Genomic DNA, 23509 nt, shown 5'->3' with positions numbered 1-23509 from the left:
CAAATTATAATATCTTAAATTTAAGATAATTTCTATGTCCTTATCATAAACCCTCCACAACGAATTTGCAAGAGGAGATTTTCTATTGTTTTCCAACACAAAAAAACGGCCTCTTTGTATGATGAACCATAATGAAGTTCTGCATACAAAAAAGCCGTTATGGTTTAGTTATTCCTGTGTTGAAACTTATACCAGTGCTTTGGCCGCAATATCGGTCCGCTGATGCTTTCCTTCGAAATCAATGCCTTCCGCTGCTGCATAGGCTACCGCTCTCGCTTCTTCAATAGTGGTACCCCGTCCGACAATACCCAGTACGCGTCCACCGTTGGTTACCCATTCTCCCGCCTCGTTCTTCGCCGTTCCCGCATGGAATACAAGCGCAGACTCCCCGCTTGATACCTCATCCAGTCCTGAAATAACAATTCCTTTAGGGTAAGAAGCCGGGTAGCCGCCCGATGCCTGGACGACACACACGGCAGCTTCTTCACTCCACTCGATGTCGATATCAGCCAGCGTTCCGTTGACGGCGGCCAGGAAGATCTCGAGCAGATCGGTCTTCAGCCTAGGGAGCACGACTTGCGTTTCCGGATCTCCAAAACGTGCATTGAACTCTATTGTCTTTGGTGTTCCATCGGGAGATATCATCAGCCCGGCAAACAGCACTCCACGGAATGGACGTCCTTCTTCTACCATTGCCTTTGCGGTAGGAATGACTATGGATTCTATGGCCTTGTCAATAATGGCTTGATCAATATGAGGAAGCGGAGAATAGGTTCCCATTCCGCCTGTATTCGGCCCTTTATCTCCATCATACACCGGCTTGTGATCCTGTGCTGCCGGCATGCAGCGAACCGTTTCTCCATCCACAAATGCAAGAATGGACATTTCCTGCCCTTCCAGAAACTCTTCAATAACGACTTGAGTACCGGCATCGCCAAATACCTTGTCCAGCATCATACTGCGCAGCGCCTCTTCGGCTTCTTCCATCGTATAAGCTACGGTTACCCCTTTGCCCGCAGCAAGTCCATCGGCCTTGATGACGATTGGAGCCGTGCGTGAGCGCAAATAAGCGAGCGCCTGTTCATAGTCACCAAACTTCTCGTAGGCTGCCGTAGGAATGCTGTATTTCCGGAGCAGATCCTTCATGAATGTTTTGCTGCCTTCGATTTCTGCCGCATTTTTGCGTGGGCCAAACACAGGAATGTCCTTCGCTTCGAATGCATCCACAATTCCGTCGGCCAACGGATCATCCGGTCCAACGACCACCAATCCGATTTCTTTTTCCAACGCAAAAGCGGTCAACTGCTCGAACTCGCTGACTGCAATCGGCACACACTCCGCAATCTGGCCGATTCCTGCATTTCCCGGTGCACAGTAGATCTTGCCAGCCTTTTCCGATTTCGACAAAGCCCATACGATCGCATGCTCGCGGCCGCCGCCGCCAATGACGAGAATATCCATAGGTTAGGTTCCTCCTTAATATCATCCTATAAAAAAGCTTCTATCTAGTGTAAAGCTGAGGACCGGCGACAAGTTATCGCTAAGCCCTCAGCTTCTTTTTCTGGGTAAAGATAAGGATCTGATCACGCTCCGCTTGTCCGTTCAAATCCCCTTTTTGATCTTTTGTGCAGATAACGCTCGAATCCTCTATTCAATTGTTTATCTATTGATTAGTGTTTGAAATGACGTACGCCCGTGAAGACCATGGCAATGCCATGCTCATTCGCAGCCTTGATGGATTCCTCGTCTTTGATCGATCCGCCAGGCTGGATGATGGCTGTAATGCCGTGTTTTGCAGCAAGTTCAACCGTATCGCCCATCGGGAAGAATGCATCAGATGCAAGCGCCGCCCCTTTGGCTTTGTCTCCCGCTTGCTCAAGCGCAATCTTGGCTGCACCGACGCGGTTCATCTGACCAGCGCCTACACCCACCGTCATATCATCGGCTGCAAGCACGATCGCATTGGATTTCACATGCTTAACAACTTTCCAGCCAAAGAGCAGCTGCTTCATTTCTTCGGCAGAAGGTGCACGATCCGTTACAACTTGAAGATCACCTTCATCGATGGAGTGAATGTCACTTTGCTGCACGACCATACCCCCGTCAATGGAAGTGACAACAAACTGGCTTGTACGCTCCTTCGCAGAGCCAAGCTCACCCATTTTCAGCAAGCGGATATTTTTCTTTTTGGTCAAGATTTCCAGTGCTTCCGGTGTAAAGTCCGGAGCAAGGACGATCTCAAGGAAAATTTCACTGAGCTTTACAGCTGTATCACTGTCAATTGTCCGGTTAGCTGCAACAATGCCGCCAAAGATCGAAGTTGGATCTGCATTGTAGGCTTTCATGTAGGCTTCATAGATATTCTCACCTGTACCTACGCCGCAAGGATTCATGTGCTTAACTGCGACTACAGTTGGAGCATCAAATTCCTTCACGATCTGCAGTGCTGCGTTCGCATCGTTGATATTGTTGTAGGACAGCTCTTTACCATGCAATTGCTCTGCAGTAGTGAGTGTCCCGTTCGGTGCAAGCGGTTTGCGGTAGAAGGCAGCCTGCTGATGCGGGTTCTCCCCATAGCGCAGATCCTGGATTTTTTCATAAGTCACGGTGTAGCGCTCTGGTAGTGGATCTCCGTTGACATTAGACAGATAATCAGAAATAAGGGCATCATAAGCCGCCGTATGACGGAAAACTTTTGCCGCAAGCTGTTTACGAGTTTCAAGAGTCGTATCACCGCTCTCACGAACTTCAGCAAGCACCTGCTCATAGTCGGCTGCATCGACAACCACACTGACAAAAGCATGGTTCTTGGCTGCAGAACGAAGCATAGTCGGACCACCGATGTCGATATTTTCGATCGCGTCCTCATAAGAAACGCCCGGCTTCGCAATGGTCTCTTGGAATGGATACAAATTAACGACAACGAGGTCAATGTAATCCAGACCCAGATCTTTCATTTGCTGCTGATGCTCAGCATTGTCTCTAACTGCCAGCAGTCCGCTGTGCACAGCAGGATGCAGTGTCTTGACGCGTCCATCCATAATTTCAGGAAAACCGGTTACGTCCGATATCCCGATCACAGGAACGCCTTCGTTCGACAGCAGGCTGCTTGTTCCTCCTGTCGAGATAATTTCCACACCCAAATTAGACAGCTCACGGCAAAAATCCACGATACCCGTTTTATCCGAAACGCTAACCAGCGCTCTTTTAATACCCACGATTAAGATCCTCCTCTTGTTCATCCCATTTTGGTGCTAAAAATTGTTGTTTTATTTCCCGAGAAATATCATATCTTGCAGCGAACAAATGAGTAATATCGCAAAATGTTACTTTTCCGAATCCTGCCTCTTACTTTCTGACATCATTCTCCGCAATCGTAACTTTGCGTCCATCCAGCGTGACAAGCCCTTTGGTGAACCAAGATACGACCTCTGGATACAGCTCACGTTCCAATTCATGAATCGAAGCAGCAAGTGTCTCTGTTGTATCCTCCGGTGAAACCGTAATGGCTCTCTGGGCTATAATAGCTCCTGTGTCCATTCCTCCGTCCACAAAGTGCACCGTAATCCCCGTCATCTTTACTCCGTAATCCAGAGCTTGTCCAATGGCATCCTTACCCGGAAACGCGGGCAGCAGGGAAGGATGAATGTTAATCAGCCTGCCTGCATAACGGTCAACGACAACAGAGGTTAAGAGCCGCATATAACCGGCAAGGACTACAAGATCAATCTCGCGCTCCTCCAGCTTGGCGACAATCTCCTGCTCGTAGGCTTCTCTTGAAGCATACTCTTTAGGCTTAAACACATGGCATTCAATTCCAGCGGCTTCCGCCTTCTCCACTACTGGAGCCTGTGGTCGATCACTGACTAACAGCTCAATCGTTGCATCCAGCTTACCGCTCGCTGCAGCATCCACCAATGCCTGAAAATTGCTGCCCTGTCCCGAAGCAAACACGGCAATGCGATAGCCAGGCATTAGACTTCCACTCCTGTAAAGGTCACGATTCCGCTGCCTTCGGTCACACGGCCGATGGTGTAAGCTTCCTCACCATTCGCACGAAGGACTGCGAGTGTGTTCTCCGCATCCGCTTCACTGACAACAAGGACAAGACCAATTCCCATATTGAAGGTTGTGAACATATCGCGATTAGAGATGCTGCCTTTGTCCTGCATCAGCTTGAAGATCGGCAGAACCGGCCAAGAGCCATGATCGATGTCCACGTTCACGCCTTCAGGAAGCATCCGCGGAATGTTCTCGATGAATCCACCGCCTGTAATATGCGCCATGCCTTTTACTTTCACTTCATCCAGAAGTGCGAGGACTGGCTTCACATATATCTTGGTCGGCGTAAGCAGCGTACCGCCCAGTGTTCCGCCAAGCTCTGCAATCTCATCCTGCAAGCTGTATCCCGACTGCTCCAGCAGCAATTTGCGAACCAGAGAGAAGCCGTTGCTGTGCACGCCGCTGGAAGCAAGACCGATCACCGTGTCGCCAGGTGCAATCGTGCTGCCGTTAATGATCTTCGTTTTGTCCACGACCCCTACCGTAAAGCCGGCAATATCGTATTCCCCTTCACTGTACATGCCTGGCATTTCGGCTGTTTCTCCGCCGATCAACGCAGCTCCAGCCTGATGACATCCCTCAGCAATACCGGCTACAATCGCTTCGATCTTGTCAGGTACGACCTTGTCACATGCCAGATAGTCGAGGAAGAACAATGGTTCTGCACCTTGTACGACAATGTCGTTCACACACATGGCCACTGCATCAATGCCGATCGTATCATGCTGATCCATCGCAAATGCAATCTTCAGCTTCGTTCCGACACCATCTGTGCCAGACACGAGTACGGGCTCATCGTATTTATCCTTGTTCAATCCGAACAAGGCACCGAATCCGCCAAGATCGGTCATAACTTCAGGGCGAAATGTACGTTTTACGTGTTTCTTCATTTTCTCAACCGCTTCGTTGCCTGCCGCGATATCGACGCCTGCATTTTTGTATGCTTCTGACAACTTGGTCACCGTCCCTCAAATATAAATTCACCCTCCTAAATCCTCCCTGACAGGGAGGACCCCAAAGAGGCCGCGGCCCCTCTGGACACCCGCAAAATGGATTCGCGGACCGGAGTTTGGTTGGATCCTGCTATGGTTACTGTGGTGCTGGGATTCGCTTTCGTCTTGCAGACACGCTCTACTGCTGATTGCGCTATGCGCGCAGGGGCTTCACCCGAGCTTACCCACTGTTTGCCTTCGGCAAATGTGTAGGGATCATGGTGAAGCTCTCTGGCACGCTGCGCGTGGCTGCTCCGCTGGGACCTCCTGCTGTTTGCCTTCGGCAAATGTGCCGGGTCCATTGCGATGCCCTTGGCGCTGCGCGCCTTGCTTCCCTTGAGCCTTCCCGCTGTCTGCCTTCGGCAGATGCGCTGGGGCTCGCGGGGAAGCTCTTTGACACGCTGCGCGTGGCTGCTCCGCTGGGACCTCCTGCTGTTTGCCTTCGGCAAATGTGCCGGGTCCACTGCGGTGCCTTTGGCGCTGCGCGCCTTGCTCCATCAGAGCCATCCCCTGTTTGCGTCGCAAATGTAGGGCGGCTCTTCATGGAGCAATGAATTCTGCGGCTTATTAACAGCCGCAGCCCGCCTTCGCGTCCTTGAAGTCCAGCGTCGTTGGGTAGTCATTATCGAAACAGGCAAGACATAGGCCGCCTTTATATTCATCCTGGTGGTTACCTTCTATAGAAGAGATCAAACCTTCGGGACTGAGGAATGACAGTGAATCTGCGTTAATCTCCCGGCAGATCTCCTCAATCGATTTGGAAGAAGCAATCAGCTCATCCCGGTTCGGGGTATCAATCCCGTAGAAGCATGGATTCTTGAACGGTGGTGATGTAATACGTACATGCACCTCAGTCGCTCCTGCATCCCGGAGCATGTTCACGATCCGGCGTGATGTCGTACCGCGCACGATGGAATCGTCAATCATGACAACCCGCTTGCCTTCTACGACCCGGCGCACCGCACTCAGCTTCATCTTCACTCCCTGCTCACGCAGCTCCTGACTTGGCTGAATAAAGGTACGTCCCGTATATTTGTTCTTAATCATCCCCAGCTCATAGGGAATACCCGTCTGCTCAGCATAGCCTATTGCCGCGGAAATACTGGAATCGGGAACACCCGTTACGACATCCGCATCCACAAACGATTCAATCGCCAGCCGGCTGCCCATCCGCTTCCGTGCACCATGCTGATTGGCTCCATTCATATCACTGTCCGGACGCGCGAAGTAGATATATTCCATCGCACACAGCGCTTTCCGGTGCTTTTTCTCCTCGAAGCGGTCTTCATGCAGCCCATCGCTGTCAAGCACCAGCATTTCTCCTGGCTCAATGTCCCGGATCAGCTCAGCACCAATCGTCTCCAGTGCACAGGTTTCGGAAGCAAAAATATAGGCATCGCCGAGTTTGCCCATCGTCAGTGGACGCAGTCCATGAGCATCCGATGCAACGATCAGCCGATCGTTGGTCATGATCAGGAAAGCATAGCCTCCAACAATCCGGCGGAATGCATCTTTTGCCGCCTCAACCAAATCCTTAGGTGAACGAGCGATCAAGTGTGCAATAACCTCGGTATCACTCGTCGTTTGAAAAATGGAACCGCCTTGCTCCAGCTCCTTGCGAATCTCTGGCGCGTTCACGATATTTCCGTTCGTCGCAACCGCCAGATCGCCGTCACGATATTTAAATACGAGCGGCTGTGCATTCGTCAGCTTGCTGTCTCCGCTGGTTGAATAACGCACATGACCGATCGAAATATCTCCGGAGAGGGAAGCCATGAGATCCTTGGTAAACACCTCTTTGACAAGTCCCATTCCGCGGTGATAGTGAAATTCGCTGCCGTCACTGACACACATTCCGGCACTTTCCTCGCCGCGATGCTGCAGGGCATGCAGTCCGTAATAGGACAAGGAGGCCGCGTCAGGGTGTCTATACACCCCGAACACCCCGCACTCCTCTTTCAATTTATCAAACAGTCCCTCTTTGCCCGAACCCTCGTTGTAGTAATCGCCGGTCCAAAACTGCGGGGTCTTTACTTCATCAGACATGGAATAACATCCTCCCAGACCTGTTTCAGAACCGCTACCGGTTCGTCCACAGCTGATGTGCCGTTCAACTCCAATTTAAGATTGCTTCCTTTCACTTGTCCGATCACTTGAACCGGAACGCCGCTGTTTCTCACGAACGCTTCCAGTTCCTCTGCCTGTGCTTGGTCTGCCGTCAGTAGAATACGGGATTGGCTCTCGCTGAATAGAGCCACGTCTCCGCGAAGGTCTGTTGTAAAGCTCACGCTCGCACCAATACCGCCGCTGATACAGCTCTCGGCCAGTGCCACGCCAAGTCCGCCTTCAGACAAGTCATGCGCAGATTGTACGAGTCCTTTTTGAATAGCACCCAGTACCGCTTCCTGCAGCTTCTTCTCCACTTCAAGATCAAGCTGTGGAGGGCGTCCTTCCGTCAAGCCATGAACCGCATACTGGAACTCGCTGCCGCCAAGCTCAGCATGTGTATTCCCAAGAAGAAGAATGACATCTCCTTCTTTCTTGAAGCCTTGTGTCGTAATATGGTCTGTATCATGCACAAGTCCGACCATACCAACGACAGGCGTTGGGTAAATTGCACCTTTGGCATTTTCGTTATATAAGCTTACGTTACCCCCGATAACCGGCGTACCCAGTACCGTACATGCCTCAGCCATTCCGTCTACCGCTTTTTCCATCTGCCAGAAGATGTCCGGCTTCTCCGGCGAACCAAAGTTCAGGTTGTCTGTAATCGCCAGCGGCTCTGCCCCAGAGCAAACGATGTTACGGGCAGCTTCGCTGACCGCAATTTTGCCGCCTACTTCAGGATCCAGATATACATAACGGCCATTACAGTCTGTTGTCATTGCAAGACCTTTACGAGTGCCATGCACCGTTACTACCGCCGCATCCGATCCTGGACGAACGGCAGTGCTGGTCCGTACCATATAGTCATATTGGTCATACACCCAAGCTTTGCTGGATACGGTCGGAGAGGACAGCACTTTTTTCAAAGCTCCTGTCAGATCCGACACTTCTTCATAACGCAGGGTGTCGATTTTTTCATTTTCAATATAATAAGCAGGGACAGAGGATGGTTTGTTATATACCGGGCATTCGTCAACCAATGCCGTTACCGGCATGTCGCCAACGACTTCACCGTGATGGTACAGCTTCAGTCGTCCGTCATCCGTAACCTTGCCGACTTTTGCACAGATCACGCCCCAACGCTCAAAAATTTCACGTGCTTGTGCTTCGTCTTTAGGCTCTACGACGAACAGCATGCGTTCTTGAGATTCGGACAGCATCATCTCGTATGGTGTCATACCTTCTTCACGCTGAGGCACTTGATCCAGATACAGCTCCAGTCCATTTCCTGCCTTACTTGCCATTTCCGCACTGGAGCACGTAAGACCAGCAGCACCCATATCTTGAATACCGAGCACGATGCCAGTATCAATCAGCTCAAGACAAGCCTCCATTACCAGCTTCTCCATGAACGGGTCGCCGACCTGTACTGCTGTACGCTTGGATTCAGATTCCTCTGTCAGCTCCACCGAAGCAAAGGTTGCTCCGTGAATACCGTCACGTCCAGTTGGAGGTCCCACGTAAAACACCGGGTTACCTACCCCTTTAGCAACTCCACGCTGAATTTTGTCATGATCGATCAGACCCACGCACATCGCATTTACGAGCGGATTACCGTCATAGCTCTCGTCAAACATCACTTCTCCGCCTACCGTCGGAATGCCGATACAGTTACCGTAGCCCGCAATACCGGATACGACGTGCTCAAACAAATATTTCACACGATCACTTTCCAGCTTGCCGAAGCGCAAGGAGTTGAGGGATGCGATCGGTCTTGCACCCATGGAGAAAATGTCGCGGATAATTCCGCCAACTCCTGTTGCTGCACCTTGGAAAGGCTCAACCGCGGAAGGATGGTTATGACTCTCGATCTTGAATACAACCGCCTGGTTATCTCCAATGTCGACAATCCCTGCACCCTCACCCGGTCCCATCAGGACACGTTCGCCTGTCGTCGGGAAACGGCGCAGCAGCGGCTTGGAGTTCTTGTAAGCACAGTGCTCTGACCACATAACACTGAATACACCGATCTCCGTGTAGTTCGGCTGACGTCCCATGAAGGACACGATCAGGTCATATTCACTGTCAGATACGCCCATTTGCTGATAAAGTTTATGCTCGGCAATCTGTGCTGCGGTTGGTTCTTTAGCGGATACTTGCTGTGTCATGCTGATCCCTCCAGGAGTTCAAAATCGATGTAAACATGCGTTTGCCGTCTGTCGTTCCAAGCACTTCATTCACCGCACGTTCCGGGTGAGGCATCATGCCTACCACGTTGCCGCGCTCATTGCTTACGCCGGCGATGTTATTCAAGGAGCCGTTCGGATTGTTTTTATAAGTAAAGACGATTTGATTGTTTGTTTTAAGCTTCTCAAGCGTCTCTTCATCACAATAATAGTTGCCTTCCCCATGCGCGATCGGGATAATAATCTCTTCCCCAAGTTCATACTCGCTTGTAAATGGGGTGTTGTTGTTCTCCACTTGGAGTACGGAGTCATGGCACACAAACTTCATACCTGTATTGCGCAGCAATGCGCCAGGGAGAAGCCCTGCTTCCGTCAGGATTTGGAATCCGTTGCAGATCCCGATAATGTATTTACCTTGCTCTGCAGCCTTGGCTACTTCGTTCATCACTGGAGCAAATCTGGAGATTGCTCCGCATCTTAAATAGTCACCGTAAGAGAAGCCGCCGGGAACGATAATGCAGTCATAGGCAGATAGGTCTGTTGCCGTATGCCATACATAATCCACGGGCTGTCCAATCGTTTCTTCTACTGCCTTATAGCAGTCAATATCACAGTTGGATCCAGGAAACACGAGAACTGCAAATTTCATGAATTAAACCTCCAATTCAAAGCGGTAGTCTTCGACAACCGTATTTGCGAGCAGCTTTTCACACATGACCTTAACGCGTTCTTCTGCTTCATTACGATCACTTGTATCCAGTGTCAGCTCCAGATATTTGCCGATGCGTACCCCTTCCACTTCACTGAAGCCCATGGAATGGAGCGCGCCTTGTACGGCAACGCCTTGAGGGTCAAGTACACTTTGTTTAATCGTAACGTATACAGTAGCTTTTATCATGATCGGAAGTTCCTCCTAAGGAATGTTTTTAAGGTATGGACTATTAATGATGATAATGATTGCTAATATGAAGCTTTTATCTGCTAAGTTTCCATAACACGGATACGGGTACTTCCCCAGTTCCTATGTCTAAATTAACGGGTCAGCCTGTCCTTAATCTCTTTATAGCGTCGGCTTGTTTCCTCCACGACATGCTCAGGAAGCGGCTCCGGCTGGCTGTTCTTATCCCAATCCGTGGATGCCAGATAGGCTCTTACCGGCTCTTTATCCATGCTGTCGATTTCAATGTCCAGCGCATACTTCTCCTTGGCCCAGAACCGGGAGGCATCAGGGGTAAAGATCTCGTCTATCAAAATGACCTCGCCATCCACGATCCCGAACTCAAACTTGCAATCTGCCAAAATAATACCTCTTTGCTCGCAATAGTCTCTCGCAAACTCATACAGCTGCAGACTCTTCGCTTCAAGCTCAAGCGCAAGCTCCTCACCGACCGCCGATTTCATCTGCTCAATGGAGATATCCTCATCATGGCCGACATCGTTCTTGGCCGCCGGCGTGAAGATCGGCTTATCCAGCTTCGCATTTTTGCGTAGTCCTTCTGGAAGCTTAATTCCGTTAACTGTTCCAGAGGATTGATACTGTCTCCAGCCATTGCCGGTAATGTATCCGCGAACCACGCACTCGATATCAATACGCTCGGCTTTTTTCGTGACCATAATCCGATCCCTCAGCGCTTCTTTATCCAGCACGATATCGCCCAGTTCTTCTACATTGGTATGGACAACGTGGTTTGGCATCCATTCCTTCGTTTGGTCAAACCAGAAAGCACTAACTGTATTGAGTACATTGCCTTTCTCCGGAACAGCCGGCTCCAGCACATAATCAAATGCTGAAATCCGGTCTGTTACGACGATCAGGAAATGCTCACCCAAATCGTACAACTCTCTAACCTTGCCTTTGTATAACAGTGGTGCGTTAATGAGCTCTGCTGCGGTGGATAAAGCCATAACGTTAATCACTCCACGTTTTATTATTTTTTCAAGCCGTATCAGCCCTTCAGATACCTTGCTGGACTAGTTTAATCCCAATTTGTCAAAAATCGTATCCACATGCTTCAGATGCCATGCCGGATTAAAGGCGTCCTCGATCTCCTCTGTGCTGAGCACTTCCGTAATCGCCGGCGTCGCTTCCACGATGTCGCGGAATTGGCGCTGTGTCTCCCATGCTTCCATCGCACGAGGCTGAACTGTATCGTACGCTTCTTCACGGCTGAAGCCTTTATCAATCAGCTTCGTCATAATGCGTCCGGAGAACGGAACACCGAAAGTACGGGCCATGTTGCGCTTCATGTTCTCAGGGAACACCGTCAAGTTCTTGATGATGTTGCCAAAACGGTTCAGCATATAGTTCAGCAGCATCGTGGCATCCGGCAGAATGACGCGTTCAGCAGAGGAGTGCGAAATATCACGCTCATGCCACAGCGTTACATTCTCATAGGCTGTCAGCATATGTCCGCGAATGACACGGGACAAGCCGGAGATGTTCTCGCTGCCGATCGGATTGCGCTTGTGCGGCATAGCAGATGAGCCTTTTTGACCTTTAGCAAAAGCCTCTTCCACTTCACGGAATTCACTCTTCTGGAGTGCACGTACTTCGGTCGCGAATTTGTCCAAGGAAGTCGCGATCAGTGCAAGGGTTGCCATATATTCAGCATGGCGGTCACGCTGCAATGTTTGCGTTGAGATCGGAGCCGGCTTCGTGCCCAGCTTTTTACATACGAATTCCTCAACGAAAGGATCTATGTTCGCATAAGTTCCTACAGCACCTGAGATTTTGCCAAACTGGACATTGTCAGCAGCATGACGGAAGCGTTCCAGGTTGCGCTTCATCTCTTCATGCCATAGCGCCATTTTCAGACCAAAGGTGGTTGGCTCGGCATGTACACCATGTGTACGTCCCATCATTGGAGTGTGCTTGTATTCAATCGCTTTGTCTCTTAGGATCTGAATGAAGTTCAGAATGTCCTTCTCAAGAATTTCATTCGCCTGACGAAGCAGGTAACCGTTCGCTGTATCAACAACATCTGTAGAAGTCAGACCGTAATGCACCCATTTGCGTTCCTCTCCAAGACTTTCGGATACGGTACGTGTGAAGGCAATGACATCATGACGTGTCTCCTGCTCAATCTCGTAGATCCGGTCAATGTCAAAGCTTGCTTTCTCACGAAGAACAGCTGCATCCTCTTGTGGTATGACGCCCAGCTCAGCCCAAGCCTCGCATGCACAAATTTCCACTTCCAGCCAAGCCTTAAATTTATTCTCTTCCGTCCAAATCGCCCGCATTTCGGGTCTGCTATAACGTTCAATCATTTCTATTCGTTCCTCCATATATTGGTTTTGTCTATCCAATCCAGTGCATGCTGCACATCATGGCATAACAGGTTGATATGTCCCATCTTACGTCCAGTCTTGGCTTCGGCTTTGCCGTACAGGTGAAGCTTAGGTACAATGCCCAGTTCGTCTGCGTCTGAGTCCTTTTTGGCAAATCGATCAATTACGGCTTCAATATGTTCTCCCAGGACATTCACCATCACAACAGGGCTCAGCAGGCATGTATCTGCAAGCGGGAGGCCGCATATAGCTCTTACATGCTGCTCAAATTGTGATGTGCTGCACGCCTCCATCGTATAATGACCTGAGTTGTGTGGTCGAGGTGCCAGCTCGTTAACGTACAGCTGTCCATCTCTTGTCACAAACATCTCCACAGCCAGCAGCCCAACGGCTCCCATCGATTCGGCGATCTTAGCTGCGAGCTGCTGCGCTTCGAGCTGGAGCTCTGATGATACTCTCGCCGGTACAACGGAAGTGTGCAATATATTATTCACATGCACATTCTCAGCTGGGGGAAATGTCCGAATCTCTCCTTGGGGATTACGTGCAGCAATAACGGATATTTCGCAGTTAAAGGCTACAAACTGCTCTAATACGAGCTCTGTACCAAGGCTCGCCAGCTCCTCGTAAGCCTCAAGTGCCGCCTCTCTGTCACGAATCACCCGCTGGCCTTTGCCATCATAGCCTCCAGTTACCGTCTTAAGCACACAAGGAACGCCTAGCGCCTCAACCGCTGCGCTCATGTCCTCTGCACTCGTAATTTCCCGATATGGAGCAACCGGCACACCCGCCGCTTCAATGGCACGCTTCTCCCGAAGACGATGCTGAGTCGTATACAGCAGTCTGCTTCCTTGGGGGACATACGCTTCGTTCTCCAGCAAGGCCGCCACTTCGGCATCCACATTTTCAAACTCATAAGTGATTACATCGCACTCTTCTGCAAGCTGGCGTGCTGCATTCTGATCATCGTAACCTGCTACAATCTGCCGCGCGACTTGCCCGCAAGGTGAATTCTCGGTCGGCTCCAGTGTAATAAACCGGTATCCCATAGCTGTACCTGATAGTGTCATCATCCGTCCAAGCTGTCCGCCTCCAAGGATTCCAATCGTGGCTCCAGAAGGGAAGACCTTCGCGCTCTCGCTGATTAGCTTATTTATCATAACGTATCACTGCTTTCTAGTACTTCTTTACGGATTCGATCTCTGCGTTCCTGTGCTCTAACCGCAACCTCAGGTTCAAACGCCCCGATGATCTGTGCAGCGAGCAGCCCTGCATTGGTTGCTCCTGCTTTGCCGATGGCCACTGTAGCTACCGGAATACCGCCAGGCATTTGCACGATCGAGAGCAGAGAATCCAGACCATTCAGTGCCTTGGACTGAACAGGAACACCGATCACAGGAACCAAGGTTTTGGATGCGACCATTCCAGGCAAATGAGCGGCACCTCCTGCTCCTGCAATAATCACTTTGATTCCGCGGTCATACGCGCCCTCTGCGAATTCGAACATAAGATCCGGCGTACGGTGAGCAGAGACAACCTTCTTCTCATAAGCAATGTCCAGCTCGTCCAACACTTCACAGGCATGTCTCATCGTTTCCCAATCTGATGTACTCCCCATAATTACGGCAACTTGCACTGACATGATATCCACTCCCTCGAATTAGATCACAAGCACCTTCAATTTGACGAAAAAAAACCGAAATCCTCGAGTTTTGATGACACTATACGGATTCCGGACGATATGAAGATATCAGAGCTGCAGCCTTACGGGAGAGACAATTACCCACCATGGATGTGCTTCCACACAAGCCAAACCCTGCATCAGCGGCGGCTCATAACACTGATATCCTCGTAGTCCGAAAATTAACGGTTTTCGGGTAGAAACTTCCGGGCCGTATCCCCGGTACTATACGAGATCATTCTATATTTTGAACGAATCAATTACATAACTACGACTACGATCGGTATTAGAATAATTGATTCTTTGTTCTGCAGTTTTACTTATTTCTTTGATTTCCGAGTTTATTCTTTTTACCTTTAACAGTTTAACAATCCCCTACACCTCATGTCAACTTAAAGACGAACATTTTAATCTTTACCATATTTAATGTTCGGATATTTATTGAATTGAAACATAAATAAAACCAGCAGCTCCCATGAAGTACAGGAAAGATACTGGTTTTTTCGAATAAAATGCTCTGTTTCATCTTGTTTATTTCACTACGAGTACGGGAACGTCTGCTTCCTGAACTACACGATGGCTTACACTGCCCAGCACGAATTCACGTATCCCGCTGAGTCCTCTGCTGCCTATTACAATGAGATCCGTTTCGTTCTGTTTCACATACTCCAATATGACATCCACCGGAGAGCCTTGAATGAGTTCAACCCTAGCACCGATCTGCTCATTAACAAGACGTCTCTTAATCTTGTCTACGGTCTCTTCAGCAAGCTCATATACATCACTGTTTACCGACGGTGGGATTGGTGCCAGACCTTCGCCGATAAATACCCGCGGGAAATCATATACATGAACAATATGCAGCTGTGTATTGTCAGATAATTTGGCTAACTCCACTGCGCGCTCAAACGCTTTGTTCGCTAACTCTGATCCGTCGTATGCAAGTAGAATATTGGAAAAAGTCATCAGGAACGCCACCTTTCTGTATGTACTTCTATTTAACCGATTACGGATTTGTTTGAATCACAAGCTGTCTGTCAGCTTCACTAAGCGTTATAATAAACTCAGCTTAAAAAATAGCCATAAAGTATAGCATTAACGAAGAGAAGAACAGGTACGCCAATGGTAAAGCTGGCATGCCTTGTTTTGTGCCGCTTCCGGTACATTGCAATCAGTATGCCGAGGGAACCTCCGATCGCAGCAAGTAAAAACAACGTTTTTTCCGGAACCCGATCTCGTCTTTTTTGTGCTCTTCTCTTATCCTCTGACATCACAAGATAGGCTACCACATTTATAAAAACAAACCATAGAATGATGCCTGTCCGCATTGGCAATTCCCCTTTCTTTAGGGATCGCATTCCCCACTCCATTATAGCTTCTGAAGAAACAGAGTGACAATGAGCTCGGACAGGCTCCGATGTTGTTGGCTGAATATAGTGTATCTATATGGGCTTTATTCTATGCGTCAGTTATCCATAACTTCATACTGCGCCTAAAAGCATGCAAAAGAACCAGATTCAATATTGAATCTGGTTCTCATGCAGCCAGCTTATCACTGCGAATAACAGCTTACAGCTTAGGATTCCTGCTTAGGAATGCCGTTCAAGCTTGGCGGAGTGTGGGCGGCCTTGGCCGGACGAATGGTTCTGCTTTCCTCTAGCACACTAGACTTATTTTGCTGGTTTTTAATTTTCAGCGGTTTATGATAAGGCATGTGTCGCTCACCCCCTACGACATAGATTGTCATCTTCGGACGAGCATTATACGAATACTTCGTATTGCGCCGCACACTGCCCTATTTACCTTCTTTCTTTTCCATCGCTGCCTTCAGCAGATCACCAAGATTCGAGCCAATCGGCTCCTTTTTCTCGAACTGCTTAACAAGCTTCTGCTGCTCACGTTTATTAACCCGCTGCTTGTCCTTATCCAAGGTCTCCGTGATGCCGCATGGCAGACACTGCACATACATCCCTGCCTTGCCCTCTTTAAGCTCCATCTTCTTATGGCATTGCGGACAACGGCGGTTGGACAAACGTTTCTCTGCCGATCGCTTGTAGCTGCAATCCTCCGCAGGACACACGAGGAACTTGCCTCGCTTGGATTTCTTCTCGAGCAGTCTTGTACCACAATCTGGACAATGGCTGTTAGATACATTGTGCGGCTTGTATTCCGTGGTACTATTCTTGACACTGCGCACAAGTTCGTCCGCCATCTTCCGAATTCCGTTTAAGAATGGTTCAGGAGATCCCTGACCTTTGCCAATGCGCTCCAGCTCAGACTCCCATTTGGCAGTGAGCTCAGGTGTACGAAGCTGTGGTGCTGCCAGTTCAATCAGCTGTTTCCCTTTGCCAGTAGGGTGCATCACATTGCCCTGACGTTCAATCGTGTCACTGCTGACAAGCTTCTCGATAATATCAGCTCTGGTCGCAGGTGTACCCAGACCATGCTTCTCCATCTGAGCCAGTAAAGCTGCTTCATTATAGCGTTTAGGCGGCATTGTACGAGCTGACTTGATGATGCATCGCTGAATCTTGATGAGCTCCCCTTCGCGAAGCTCAGGCAGCTGCTGCCCACTTCCTCTTGAATCCGAGGAGTCATCATCAGAAGTCTCTTCATCCTCATCGCTGTAACCTTCTGCACCATATACTTCACGCCATCCGTGATTTTTAACCGTTGTTCCTTTTACAATAAAAGCTTCATTCTCTGCTTCAATCTTAACCTGAACCGCATCATATCGGGCTGGTGGATAGAACAGACTTATAAATCGTCTTACAATCAGATCGTAGAGCTTGCGCTCCTCCGCAGACAATTGATTGAGCAGAACCGTTTGCTCTGTAGGGATAATGGCATGGTGGTCACTCACTTTACTGTCATCCACCACACGCTTCGTGACCAGAAGCTTGGTCCGAAGCAGCGGTCTTGCTAATGAACTATACGGGCCTACCGCTACACTTTCCAGACGCTCCTTGAACGTCTCTGTCATATCTGAAGGTAAGTATCTGCTGTCTGTCCGTGGATAAGTGACCAGCTTATGCTGCTCGTACAATTTCTGCAGGAGATTAGAGGTTTGTTTCGCTGAGAAGCCATATCGCTTATTGGCATCTCTCTGCAGCTCGGTTAAGTCGTATGCCAGCGGATGGGTTTCAACCTTCTCGCTTTTTTTGACTTGAACGACCTTGCCGGAACGTCCTTCAAGCTTGCGCTTAAGCTCTTCTGTCCGAGCTTTATCAAAAATACGAGAGTCTCCCTGAGGCGCTCGCCACATTGCTTGGAAGCTGCCAAAATCAGCAGACAACGTGTCGTATTCCTCTGATCGGAAATTCATGATTTCCTTTTCCCGATTCATGATCATGCCAAGAGTCGGGGTTTGGACGCGTCCCGCAGACAGCTGGGCATTATATTTAACGGTAAGAGCGCGGGTGACATTGAGACCGATCATCCAGTCCGCCTCAGCACGGCAGCGTGCCGATTCATACAAACGATCAAACTGCTGACCCGGCTTCAAGTTTGCAAACCCTTCTTTGATGGCTTTGTCCGTCTGAGACGAGATCCATAAGCGTTTAAAAGGCTTCTTGAAATGCGCCATCTGCATAATCCAGCGGGCCAATAGCTCACCTTCACGAGCAGCATCAGTTGCAATGACGAGTTCCTTGATATCTTGTCGCTTCATGAGCTGCTGCACTGCTTTATATTGATGCTGGGTTTCTCTCAGCACCTTCAGCTTCGTCTGCTTCGGTAGAATCGGCAGGTCCGCAAGGTTCCAGGTTGCATATTTATGATCATAATCCTCAGGCTCAGCCAATCCGACCAGATGGCCCAAAGCCCAAGTCACTACATATTTAGGTCCTTCAAAATAGCTCTTATGCTTCTCTCTGCTTCCCATTACACGCGCAATCTCACGTGCGACGGAGGGCTTTTCTGCTAGAACAAGTACTTTCATGAGACTCTCCTTTCTATAACATCCTTCATTATATCATTCCTTTAAAGTGCCTGCGAAAGAAGAAGTCCTTACATACCAAGAACGTTCATTATGAACGATTGACACTACAAAATTCACAATACGGAGTAAGTAATAGAAAACCAAATAAAGTGAGAGCCCCACTCTCCTAACATGTTAGACAAACGCAGAAGTATACTCGAGAGAACTAACTAGATACTCATAATGTCAATTTAGTTTACATTGAAGCTGTGAGAATAGTCTTAAGACTCCTTGATCAATTTTATTTTCATAGAGATATTTATCTGAAATAAAGAGCAATTTGCAGAAAACAATTGATGTAATCGCTTTATTACATACCTGCTATGCTTGTAACAATTTATGACATTAAATAAGATCTAAGTGACACGAGTTAGGATATGCTATCGACTCTGAGCTCAAGATCAACCTACAAGGAGAGTGTTTATATGAATGTGAACCAGCCGTTACGCCGATGGAAAAAAAGTGGACAAGCCTTGCTTGCAGCTGCACTCCTAACCAGCTCCTTCCTGCTTCCTGCCTATACAGCATCAGCAGCAGACGGAACAACTTCAGGTGGTACATCCTCTGCCGAGCTCACCGGTAACAAGCCTGCAGACGCCGCCTATTTTTACGATCAAATGAAGCGGGCTGCAGAGACTGCGGGGGTTCCATTTACCTTGGAGAGACCCACCAGCACCGTGATATCAAGACAAAGCGCAGCCCAAACCATTCAGGAATGGCTCTCTCTGCCTGCAGCAGACCGTTCATTTAAAGATACCCCTCAAAACAGCTCCTATGCTGATGCGATTAGTGCTGTAGCTCAAGCTGAAATTATGACAGGCTACAGTAAAGACTCCTTCTTCCCAAGAACTCCGCTTACCGTTTCAGATGTCCAGCTTATCTATGAACGTGTCTTAGAATACATACAGCCTTTTGAAATCGAGGAAGCTACCATTTCAGATATGCAACAAGCGATGGAACAAGGAAAGCTGACCTCTGTCCAGCTTGTGCAAATGTATCTGGATCGGATTGAACAGTATGATGATCAAGGTCCTTCTCTAAATGCAGTACTCACAATAAACGATGATGCTCTTGATATTGCAGCTGAACTCGATAAGGAACGTACAAGTACAGGACCTCGCAGTCATCTTCATGGGATCCCGATTCTGGTCAAGGATAATTATGATACGAATGATATGCCAACCTCAGCAGGCTGCCTATGCCTCAAGGATTCTATTCCAGATGAAGATGCAGAGCAAATCGCCAGATTGAAAAAAGCCGGTGCAATCATCTTGGGCAAAACAAATCTGCATGAATTTGCCTTCGGCATCACAACATCCAGCTCACTCGGTGGACAGACCTTAAACCCTTATGCACTGGATCACTATCCCGGCGGTTCAAGCGGGGGGACGGGTGCTGCGATTGCCGCCAACTTTGCAGCTGCAGGCTTAGGCACAGATACCGGAGGCTCAATCCGTATCCCTTCCAGTTTTAATAGTCTTGTAGGGATTCGTCCAACGATTGGACTAGCAAGCCGTGACGGAATCATTCCGCTTGCACTCACACAGGATGTAGGCGGACCTATGGCGCGCACCGTCGAAGACGCTGCGATCATGCTGGATGCTATTGCAGGATATGACCCTGAGGATGTGAGCACCGCAGCAAGCGTCGGACGAATTCCAGAGAGCTATCTCGATCATTTGGACCCACAAGGCCTGCAAGGCGCTCGCATCGGTGTAGCTACTGAGCTTTTCTCCACCAGCAGTGATGCAGAACAAGAAACCTCCTCCATTATTTATAATGCGATTGATAAAATTGAAGGACTTGGCGCTACTGCTGTAGAGATCAAGCTCCCTAATTTGGCCGAACTCTCTAAGTATCCAAGTCTCAGCAGCTATGAGTTCAAATTCCAGCTTAATGACTACCTTAAAGGACTTGGTGAAGATGCTCCATACGCCACCTTGTCTGAGATCATTGCATCTGGCAATTATGATTTAGACCAAGAGCAATCGATGAAGTCCCGCGATGCCCGTGAAACATTGGAAACCGAGGAATACAAAGATATCGTGCTGAAGCGAACGAAGCTGGCCAAAGACTCTCTTCTACAAGTGATGGCAGACCATAACCTGGATGCCATTGTGTATCCTAGTACAGCTGCGGCTGCTGCGGTAATAGGTGAGCCTCAGAATGCCGGCGGTAATAACCGGCTTAGCGCATTCTCTGGATTCCCCGCTATCACGGTTCCAGCTGGTTTCACCAAGAACGGACTTCCTGTCGGGATTGAATTCCTTGGCAGAGCCTATGATGAAGGTAAACTCATCAAGCTCGCTTATAGCTACGAGCAGGGAACACAGCACCGTATAGCCCCTATGTTGTCTGAGTAGTTATGATATCGTTTATAGACACACAACGATTTCATAAGATGAGCACATGCCGACCCAGTCGGTATGTGCTCTTTTTTCAGGGAAAGGATTTAGATAGCCGAGCGGCAAGAAGTTTTATATAATAGAACTCACTGTAAATATTTTGAAAAGTAGTGGAACGCAGCTATGTTTAAGCCGTAAATAAATGCCATAATCCAGCTGCGCTACACAAATTAAAAATGAGGTGGGCTATGCTTTTTTGGCGTAAGGCTTTCGAGAAAATGTTTAAAATGAGCAATATAACGCTTATCTATTTTACACTATCCTTCTTCTTCATAAGCCCGATCATCATTCATATTCTGGAGCCTGAGAAATTCTCGACCTATATCAAAGGTCTCTGGTGGGTTATTGTTACGACCACAACGGTCGGTTATGGGGATTACTTCCCTGAGACCCTACCTGGAATGATTTTCGGTACGATCGTTATTTTTACAGGACTTTTTCTGATCGGGACGCTCGTTGCTAAAGTATCGGAACGATTTATTAAATGGATCAAGATGAAGGAGGAAGGAAAAATGGATTATAGAGGTGAGGATCATTATGTCATTATTGGCTGGTCTGACGATAAGATCAAAGACACCATTAAGGAAATGCTGAACAGCGACAGCGTTCATAACATCGTACTTATCGCTGATCTTCCTTCGAGCCCCATAGATCATAGTCAAATTCATTACATTCAAGGCGAGCCGACAGAATACGAGACACTTGATCGTGCAAATGTGGCCAAATCAAAAGCCGTTATTATCTTTTCTCCTCAAGGAGTACCGGCCAAATATGCAGATGGACAGACACTGCTGATTGCCACAACAATTGAAAGCTACGGCGAGAAAGTGAACCGCCATATATACACCATAGCAGAGATTCTTAAGGAGAATCACCTTATGAACTTTAAGCATGCGAAGGTAGACGAGCTCATCCTTTCACAGCAGTCTATCTCCTATCTGATCGCCCATGCAAGTGTACATAAAGGTTCTTCCAAGCTTTTTATGAATCTGCTCAGCACAGAGAGTGGCGAGAAAATATATGTTATTAACAAAAAGAAAGAATGGATAACTTACAATGACGCGTTCGAGGAAATAAAAGCAATGGGTGCCTTATTGATTGCTGATCACGATGATACTAGTATCATAAGAAGGCCTAATACTATCATTCCAGAACAAGCTAAGTTATTTATTATCGCGGATGAAAATACATTCCAAAAGATAAGCGAGGGATATGTCATAAATTCATAATAGATTTTAATCATGCCAATTCATCGCAGGTCTCTTGATACTCAAATCCATTATGTAAAAGGAATGAGGACAAGCTCCCCATTCCTTATTGTTTTAGTCCCTATCCGGTACGGTCCAGCGCATAATCACTCCTGCATACGTTAGGCCACCACCAAATCCAAACAGCAGCATCTTATCATTATATTTCAGACGCCCGTCATCAAGTCCGAGCTGAATTGCCAAGGGGATCGAGGCAGCCGAGGTATTTCCTCTATACTCTACACTAGTCAATGTACGCTCAATAGGAATCGGGCCTTTCACACAAATGGATTCAATCATTCTTAAATTCGCGCTGTGCGGTACAAACCAATCGATATCTTCCGGCTGCAGCCCTGATTCCTTAATCAGTTGATTAGATGCCTCAGGCACATGGCGTACTGCCCATTTGTAGACCTCCCGTCCGTTCTGAACAAGAAATGAGTCCTTCTCAATATTCAGTCCATCAATCTCTGTAGCAAATGTTCTTCTATATAAATGACCTCCACCACTGCCATGAGTGCCGGATACCGTAGATATAAATCCTGGATGCTCCGCATCTCTTTCGATCAACACAACTCCGGCCCCATCCCCAAAGAGGATGCAGGTAGATCGGTCTGTATAATCTGTGATTTTGGAAAGAGTCTCAGCACCAACAACAAGCACTTTCTTGTGAATACCACTGGATACCATTCCATCTGCCAACTGCAATCCGTAAACAAATCCCGCACAAGCTGATCCTAGATCAATAGCACCTGCTTGTTTAATATTAAAATGCTGTTGAATTCGGGAAGCGACGTTCGGAAAAGTATACTCCGCTGTACTAGTGGCCACCAGAATCATATCTACATCGGTTACATCAACAGCGTAGCGTTTAATCATGTCTGCAACTGCTTTATAGCTCAGATCAGATACAAACTCGTTCTCAGCAGCTATTCTTCGTTCTCGCATGCCTGTACGCTGTACGATCCACTCATCATTCGTATCTACCATTTTTTCGAGATCTTCGTTAGATAATATTTTCTGCGGTACATAAGTACCTATTGCCGTAATTTTCGCATTTGACTGATACATCCTGTTCACCTTCCTTACAGTTAGTATCACCATTATAACACTTGGTACTAGTACTTGGTACTAAATTATTCGATATTTTATGTTTAAGCTCTCGAGCAAAAAAAAGACACTATCGAATTTCATCGATAGTGTCTTATGTGTGCTTGGCGACGTCCTACTCTCCCAGGACCCTGCGGTCCAAGTACCATCGGCGCTGGAGGGCTTAACGGTCGTGTTCGGGATGGGTACGTGTGGAACCCCTCCGCTATCGCCACCAAACAGGATTTTTCGAAGCTTTCGCTTCTTGAAAAATCACTATAACAAGGATTTACTCCCTGAAAACTAGATACGAAACAATGTGCGATTTAGTGCTTCCCCGTTGTTCTCGGGGTTCTGTGCTTATGCTTCCGAAGCAAGTTTTCTTCGAAAACTCTTAGGATAAGCCCTCGACCGATTAGTACTGGTCAGCTCCATGCATTGCTGCACTTCCACCCCCAGCCTATCTACCTCGTA

At 48.3% G+C, this 23509-nt stretch carries 20 protein-coding genes, 2 rRNA genes and 1 riboswitch; of the genes, 2 read left to right on the top strand and 20 right to left on the bottom strand.

Annotated features, from left to right (window positions below; translation table 11 throughout):
- Window positions 1-186: 186 nt before the first annotated feature.
- From purD to TCA2_RS16815, 17 genes are all read right to left on the bottom strand, one after another.
- On the bottom strand, window positions 187-1461 hold the full coding sequence (purD, locus tag TCA2_RS16890; protein ID WP_047912790.1) for a phosphoribosylamine--glycine ligase: 1275 nt from the start codon (window positions 1459-1461) through the stop codon (window positions 187-189).
- 209 nt (window positions 1462-1670) lie between these two features.
- Window positions 1671-3218, bottom strand: a complete 1548-nt coding sequence (gene purH / locus TCA2_RS16885; protein WP_047912789.1) for a bifunctional phosphoribosylaminoimidazolecarboxamide formyltransferase/IMP cyclohydrolase — start codon at window positions 3216-3218, stop codon at window positions 1671-1673.
- 130 nt (window positions 3219-3348) lie between these two features.
- Window positions 3349-3975: a phosphoribosylglycinamide formyltransferase gene (purN, locus tag TCA2_RS16880; RefSeq protein WP_047912788.1), complete on the bottom strand. Its 627-nt coding sequence runs from the start codon at window positions 3973-3975 to the stop codon at window positions 3349-3351.
- Window positions 3975-5015 carry a phosphoribosylformylglycinamidine cyclo-ligase gene (purM, locus tag TCA2_RS16875; RefSeq protein ID WP_047912787.1) on the bottom strand — a complete coding sequence of 347 codons (1041 nt, stop codon included), beginning with the start codon at window positions 5013-5015 and terminating at the stop codon, window positions 3975-3977. Before purM ends, purN begins: the two co-directional genes overlap by 1 nt.
- A 255-nt stretch (window positions 5016-5270) precedes the next feature.
- On the bottom strand, window positions 5271-5579 hold the full coding sequence (locus TCA2_RS16870; RefSeq protein WP_152557776.1) for a hypothetical protein: 309 nt from the start codon (window positions 5577-5579) through the stop codon (window positions 5271-5273).
- A gap of 42 nt (window positions 5580-5621) precedes the next feature.
- A complete protein-coding gene (gene purF / locus TCA2_RS16865; protein WP_047912785.1) occupies window positions 5622-7100 on the bottom strand; it encodes an amidophosphoribosyltransferase in 1479 nt (492 codons plus the stop codon).
- Window positions 7085-9328 (bottom strand): phosphoribosylformylglycinamidine synthase subunit PurL, encoded by a 2244-nt coding sequence (gene purL / locus TCA2_RS16860; protein WP_047912784.1) that lies wholly within the window; start codon window positions 9326-9328, stop codon window positions 7085-7087. The genes purF and purL overlap by 16 nt, the downstream gene beginning before the upstream one ends.
- Complete coding sequence (purQ, locus tag TCA2_RS16855; protein WP_047912783.1) at window positions 9306-9995, bottom strand: phosphoribosylformylglycinamidine synthase subunit PurQ; 690 nt, start codon at window positions 9993-9995, stop codon at window positions 9306-9308. Before purQ ends, purL begins: the two co-directional genes overlap by 23 nt.
- Before the next feature lie 3 nt (window positions 9996-9998).
- Window positions 9999-10244, bottom strand: coding sequence for a phosphoribosylformylglycinamidine synthase subunit PurS (purS, locus tag TCA2_RS16850; RefSeq protein ID WP_047912782.1), 246 nt, complete (start codon window positions 10242-10244; stop codon window positions 9999-10001).
- Window positions 10245-10378: 134 nt separating this feature from the next.
- Window positions 10379-11260 (bottom strand): phosphoribosylaminoimidazolesuccinocarboxamide synthase, encoded by an 882-nt coding sequence (locus tag TCA2_RS16845; RefSeq protein WP_047912939.1) that lies wholly within the window; start codon window positions 11258-11260, stop codon window positions 10379-10381.
- A gap of 57 nt (window positions 11261-11317) precedes the next feature.
- Window positions 11318-12613, bottom strand: a complete 1296-nt coding sequence (gene purB / locus TCA2_RS16840) for an adenylosuccinate lyase (RefSeq protein ID WP_047912781.1) — start codon at window positions 12611-12613, stop codon at window positions 11318-11320.
- Between the two features lie 2 nt (window positions 12614-12615).
- Window positions 12616-13794 carry a 5-(carboxyamino)imidazole ribonucleotide synthase gene (gene purK, locus TCA2_RS16835; protein ID WP_047912780.1) on the bottom strand — a complete coding sequence of 393 codons (1179 nt, stop codon included), beginning with the start codon at window positions 13792-13794 and terminating at the stop codon, window positions 12616-12618.
- Window positions 13791-14276 carry a 5-(carboxyamino)imidazole ribonucleotide mutase gene (gene purE, locus TCA2_RS16830; RefSeq protein WP_047912779.1) on the bottom strand — a complete coding sequence of 162 codons (486 nt, stop codon included), beginning with the start codon at window positions 14274-14276 and terminating at the stop codon, window positions 13791-13793. Before purE ends, purK begins: the two co-directional genes overlap by 4 nt.
- Before the next feature lie 190 nt (window positions 14277-14466).
- Window positions 14467-14568, bottom strand: a riboswitch (purine riboswitch).
- 278 nt (window positions 14569-14846) lie between these two features.
- Window positions 14847-15281, bottom strand: a complete 435-nt coding sequence (locus tag TCA2_RS16825) for a universal stress protein (RefSeq protein ID WP_047912778.1) — start codon at window positions 15279-15281, stop codon at window positions 14847-14849.
- 98 nt (window positions 15282-15379) lie between these two features.
- Entirely contained in the window at window positions 15380-15643 is a 264-nt protein-coding gene (locus TCA2_RS16820) for a DUF1294 domain-containing protein (protein ID WP_047912777.1), read from the bottom strand.
- A 248-nt stretch (window positions 15644-15891) separates the two neighbouring features.
- Window positions 15892-16029, bottom strand: coding sequence for a hypothetical protein (locus TCA2_RS27250; RefSeq protein ID WP_177178806.1), 138 nt, complete (start codon window positions 16027-16029; stop codon window positions 15892-15894).
- Window positions 16030-16110: 81 nt separating this feature from the next.
- Window positions 16111-18255: a DNA topoisomerase III gene (locus tag TCA2_RS16815; protein ID WP_047912776.1), complete on the bottom strand. Its 2145-nt coding sequence runs from the start codon at window positions 18253-18255 to the stop codon at window positions 16111-16113.
- Between the two features lie 464 nt (window positions 18256-18719).
- Between TCA2_RS16815 and TCA2_RS16810 the strand changes: the two genes are divergently transcribed.
- On the top strand, window positions 18720-20657 hold the full coding sequence (locus tag TCA2_RS16810; protein WP_047912775.1) for an amidase family protein: 1938 nt from the start codon (window positions 18720-18722) through the stop codon (window positions 20655-20657).
- 269 nt (window positions 20658-20926) lie between these two features.
- Window positions 20927-21928: a potassium channel family protein gene (locus TCA2_RS16805; RefSeq protein ID WP_193746072.1), complete on the top strand. Its 1002-nt coding sequence runs from the start codon at window positions 20927-20929 to the stop codon at window positions 21926-21928.
- A 93-nt stretch (window positions 21929-22021) separates the two neighbouring features.
- Here the strand turns inward: TCA2_RS16805 and TCA2_RS16800 are convergent, their stop codons facing one another.
- From TCA2_RS16800 to TCA2_RS16790, 3 genes are all read right to left on the bottom strand, one after another.
- The gene (locus TCA2_RS16800) at window positions 22022-23017 is read right to left on the bottom strand and encodes a ketoacyl-ACP synthase III (protein ID WP_047912773.1); all 996 of its coding nucleotides are present in this window, start codon (window positions 23015-23017) and stop codon (window positions 22022-22024) included.
- Window positions 23018-23158: 141 nt separating this feature from the next.
- Window positions 23159-23275 (bottom strand): 5S ribosomal RNA (gene rrf / locus TCA2_RS16795).
- Window positions 23276-23430: 155 nt separating this feature from the next.
- Window positions 23431-23509 (bottom strand): 23S ribosomal RNA (locus TCA2_RS16790); the annotation flags it as partial.

It is taken from the genome of Paenibacillus sp. TCA20, from assembly GCF_000732325.1.
GTDB classification, from domain to species: domain Bacteria; phylum Bacillota; class Bacilli; order Paenibacillales; family Paenibacillaceae; genus Paenibacillus; species Paenibacillus urinalis.
Note: the sequence above shows the minus strand (reverse complement) of the source record. Positions and strands in the feature narration are given on the sequence as shown.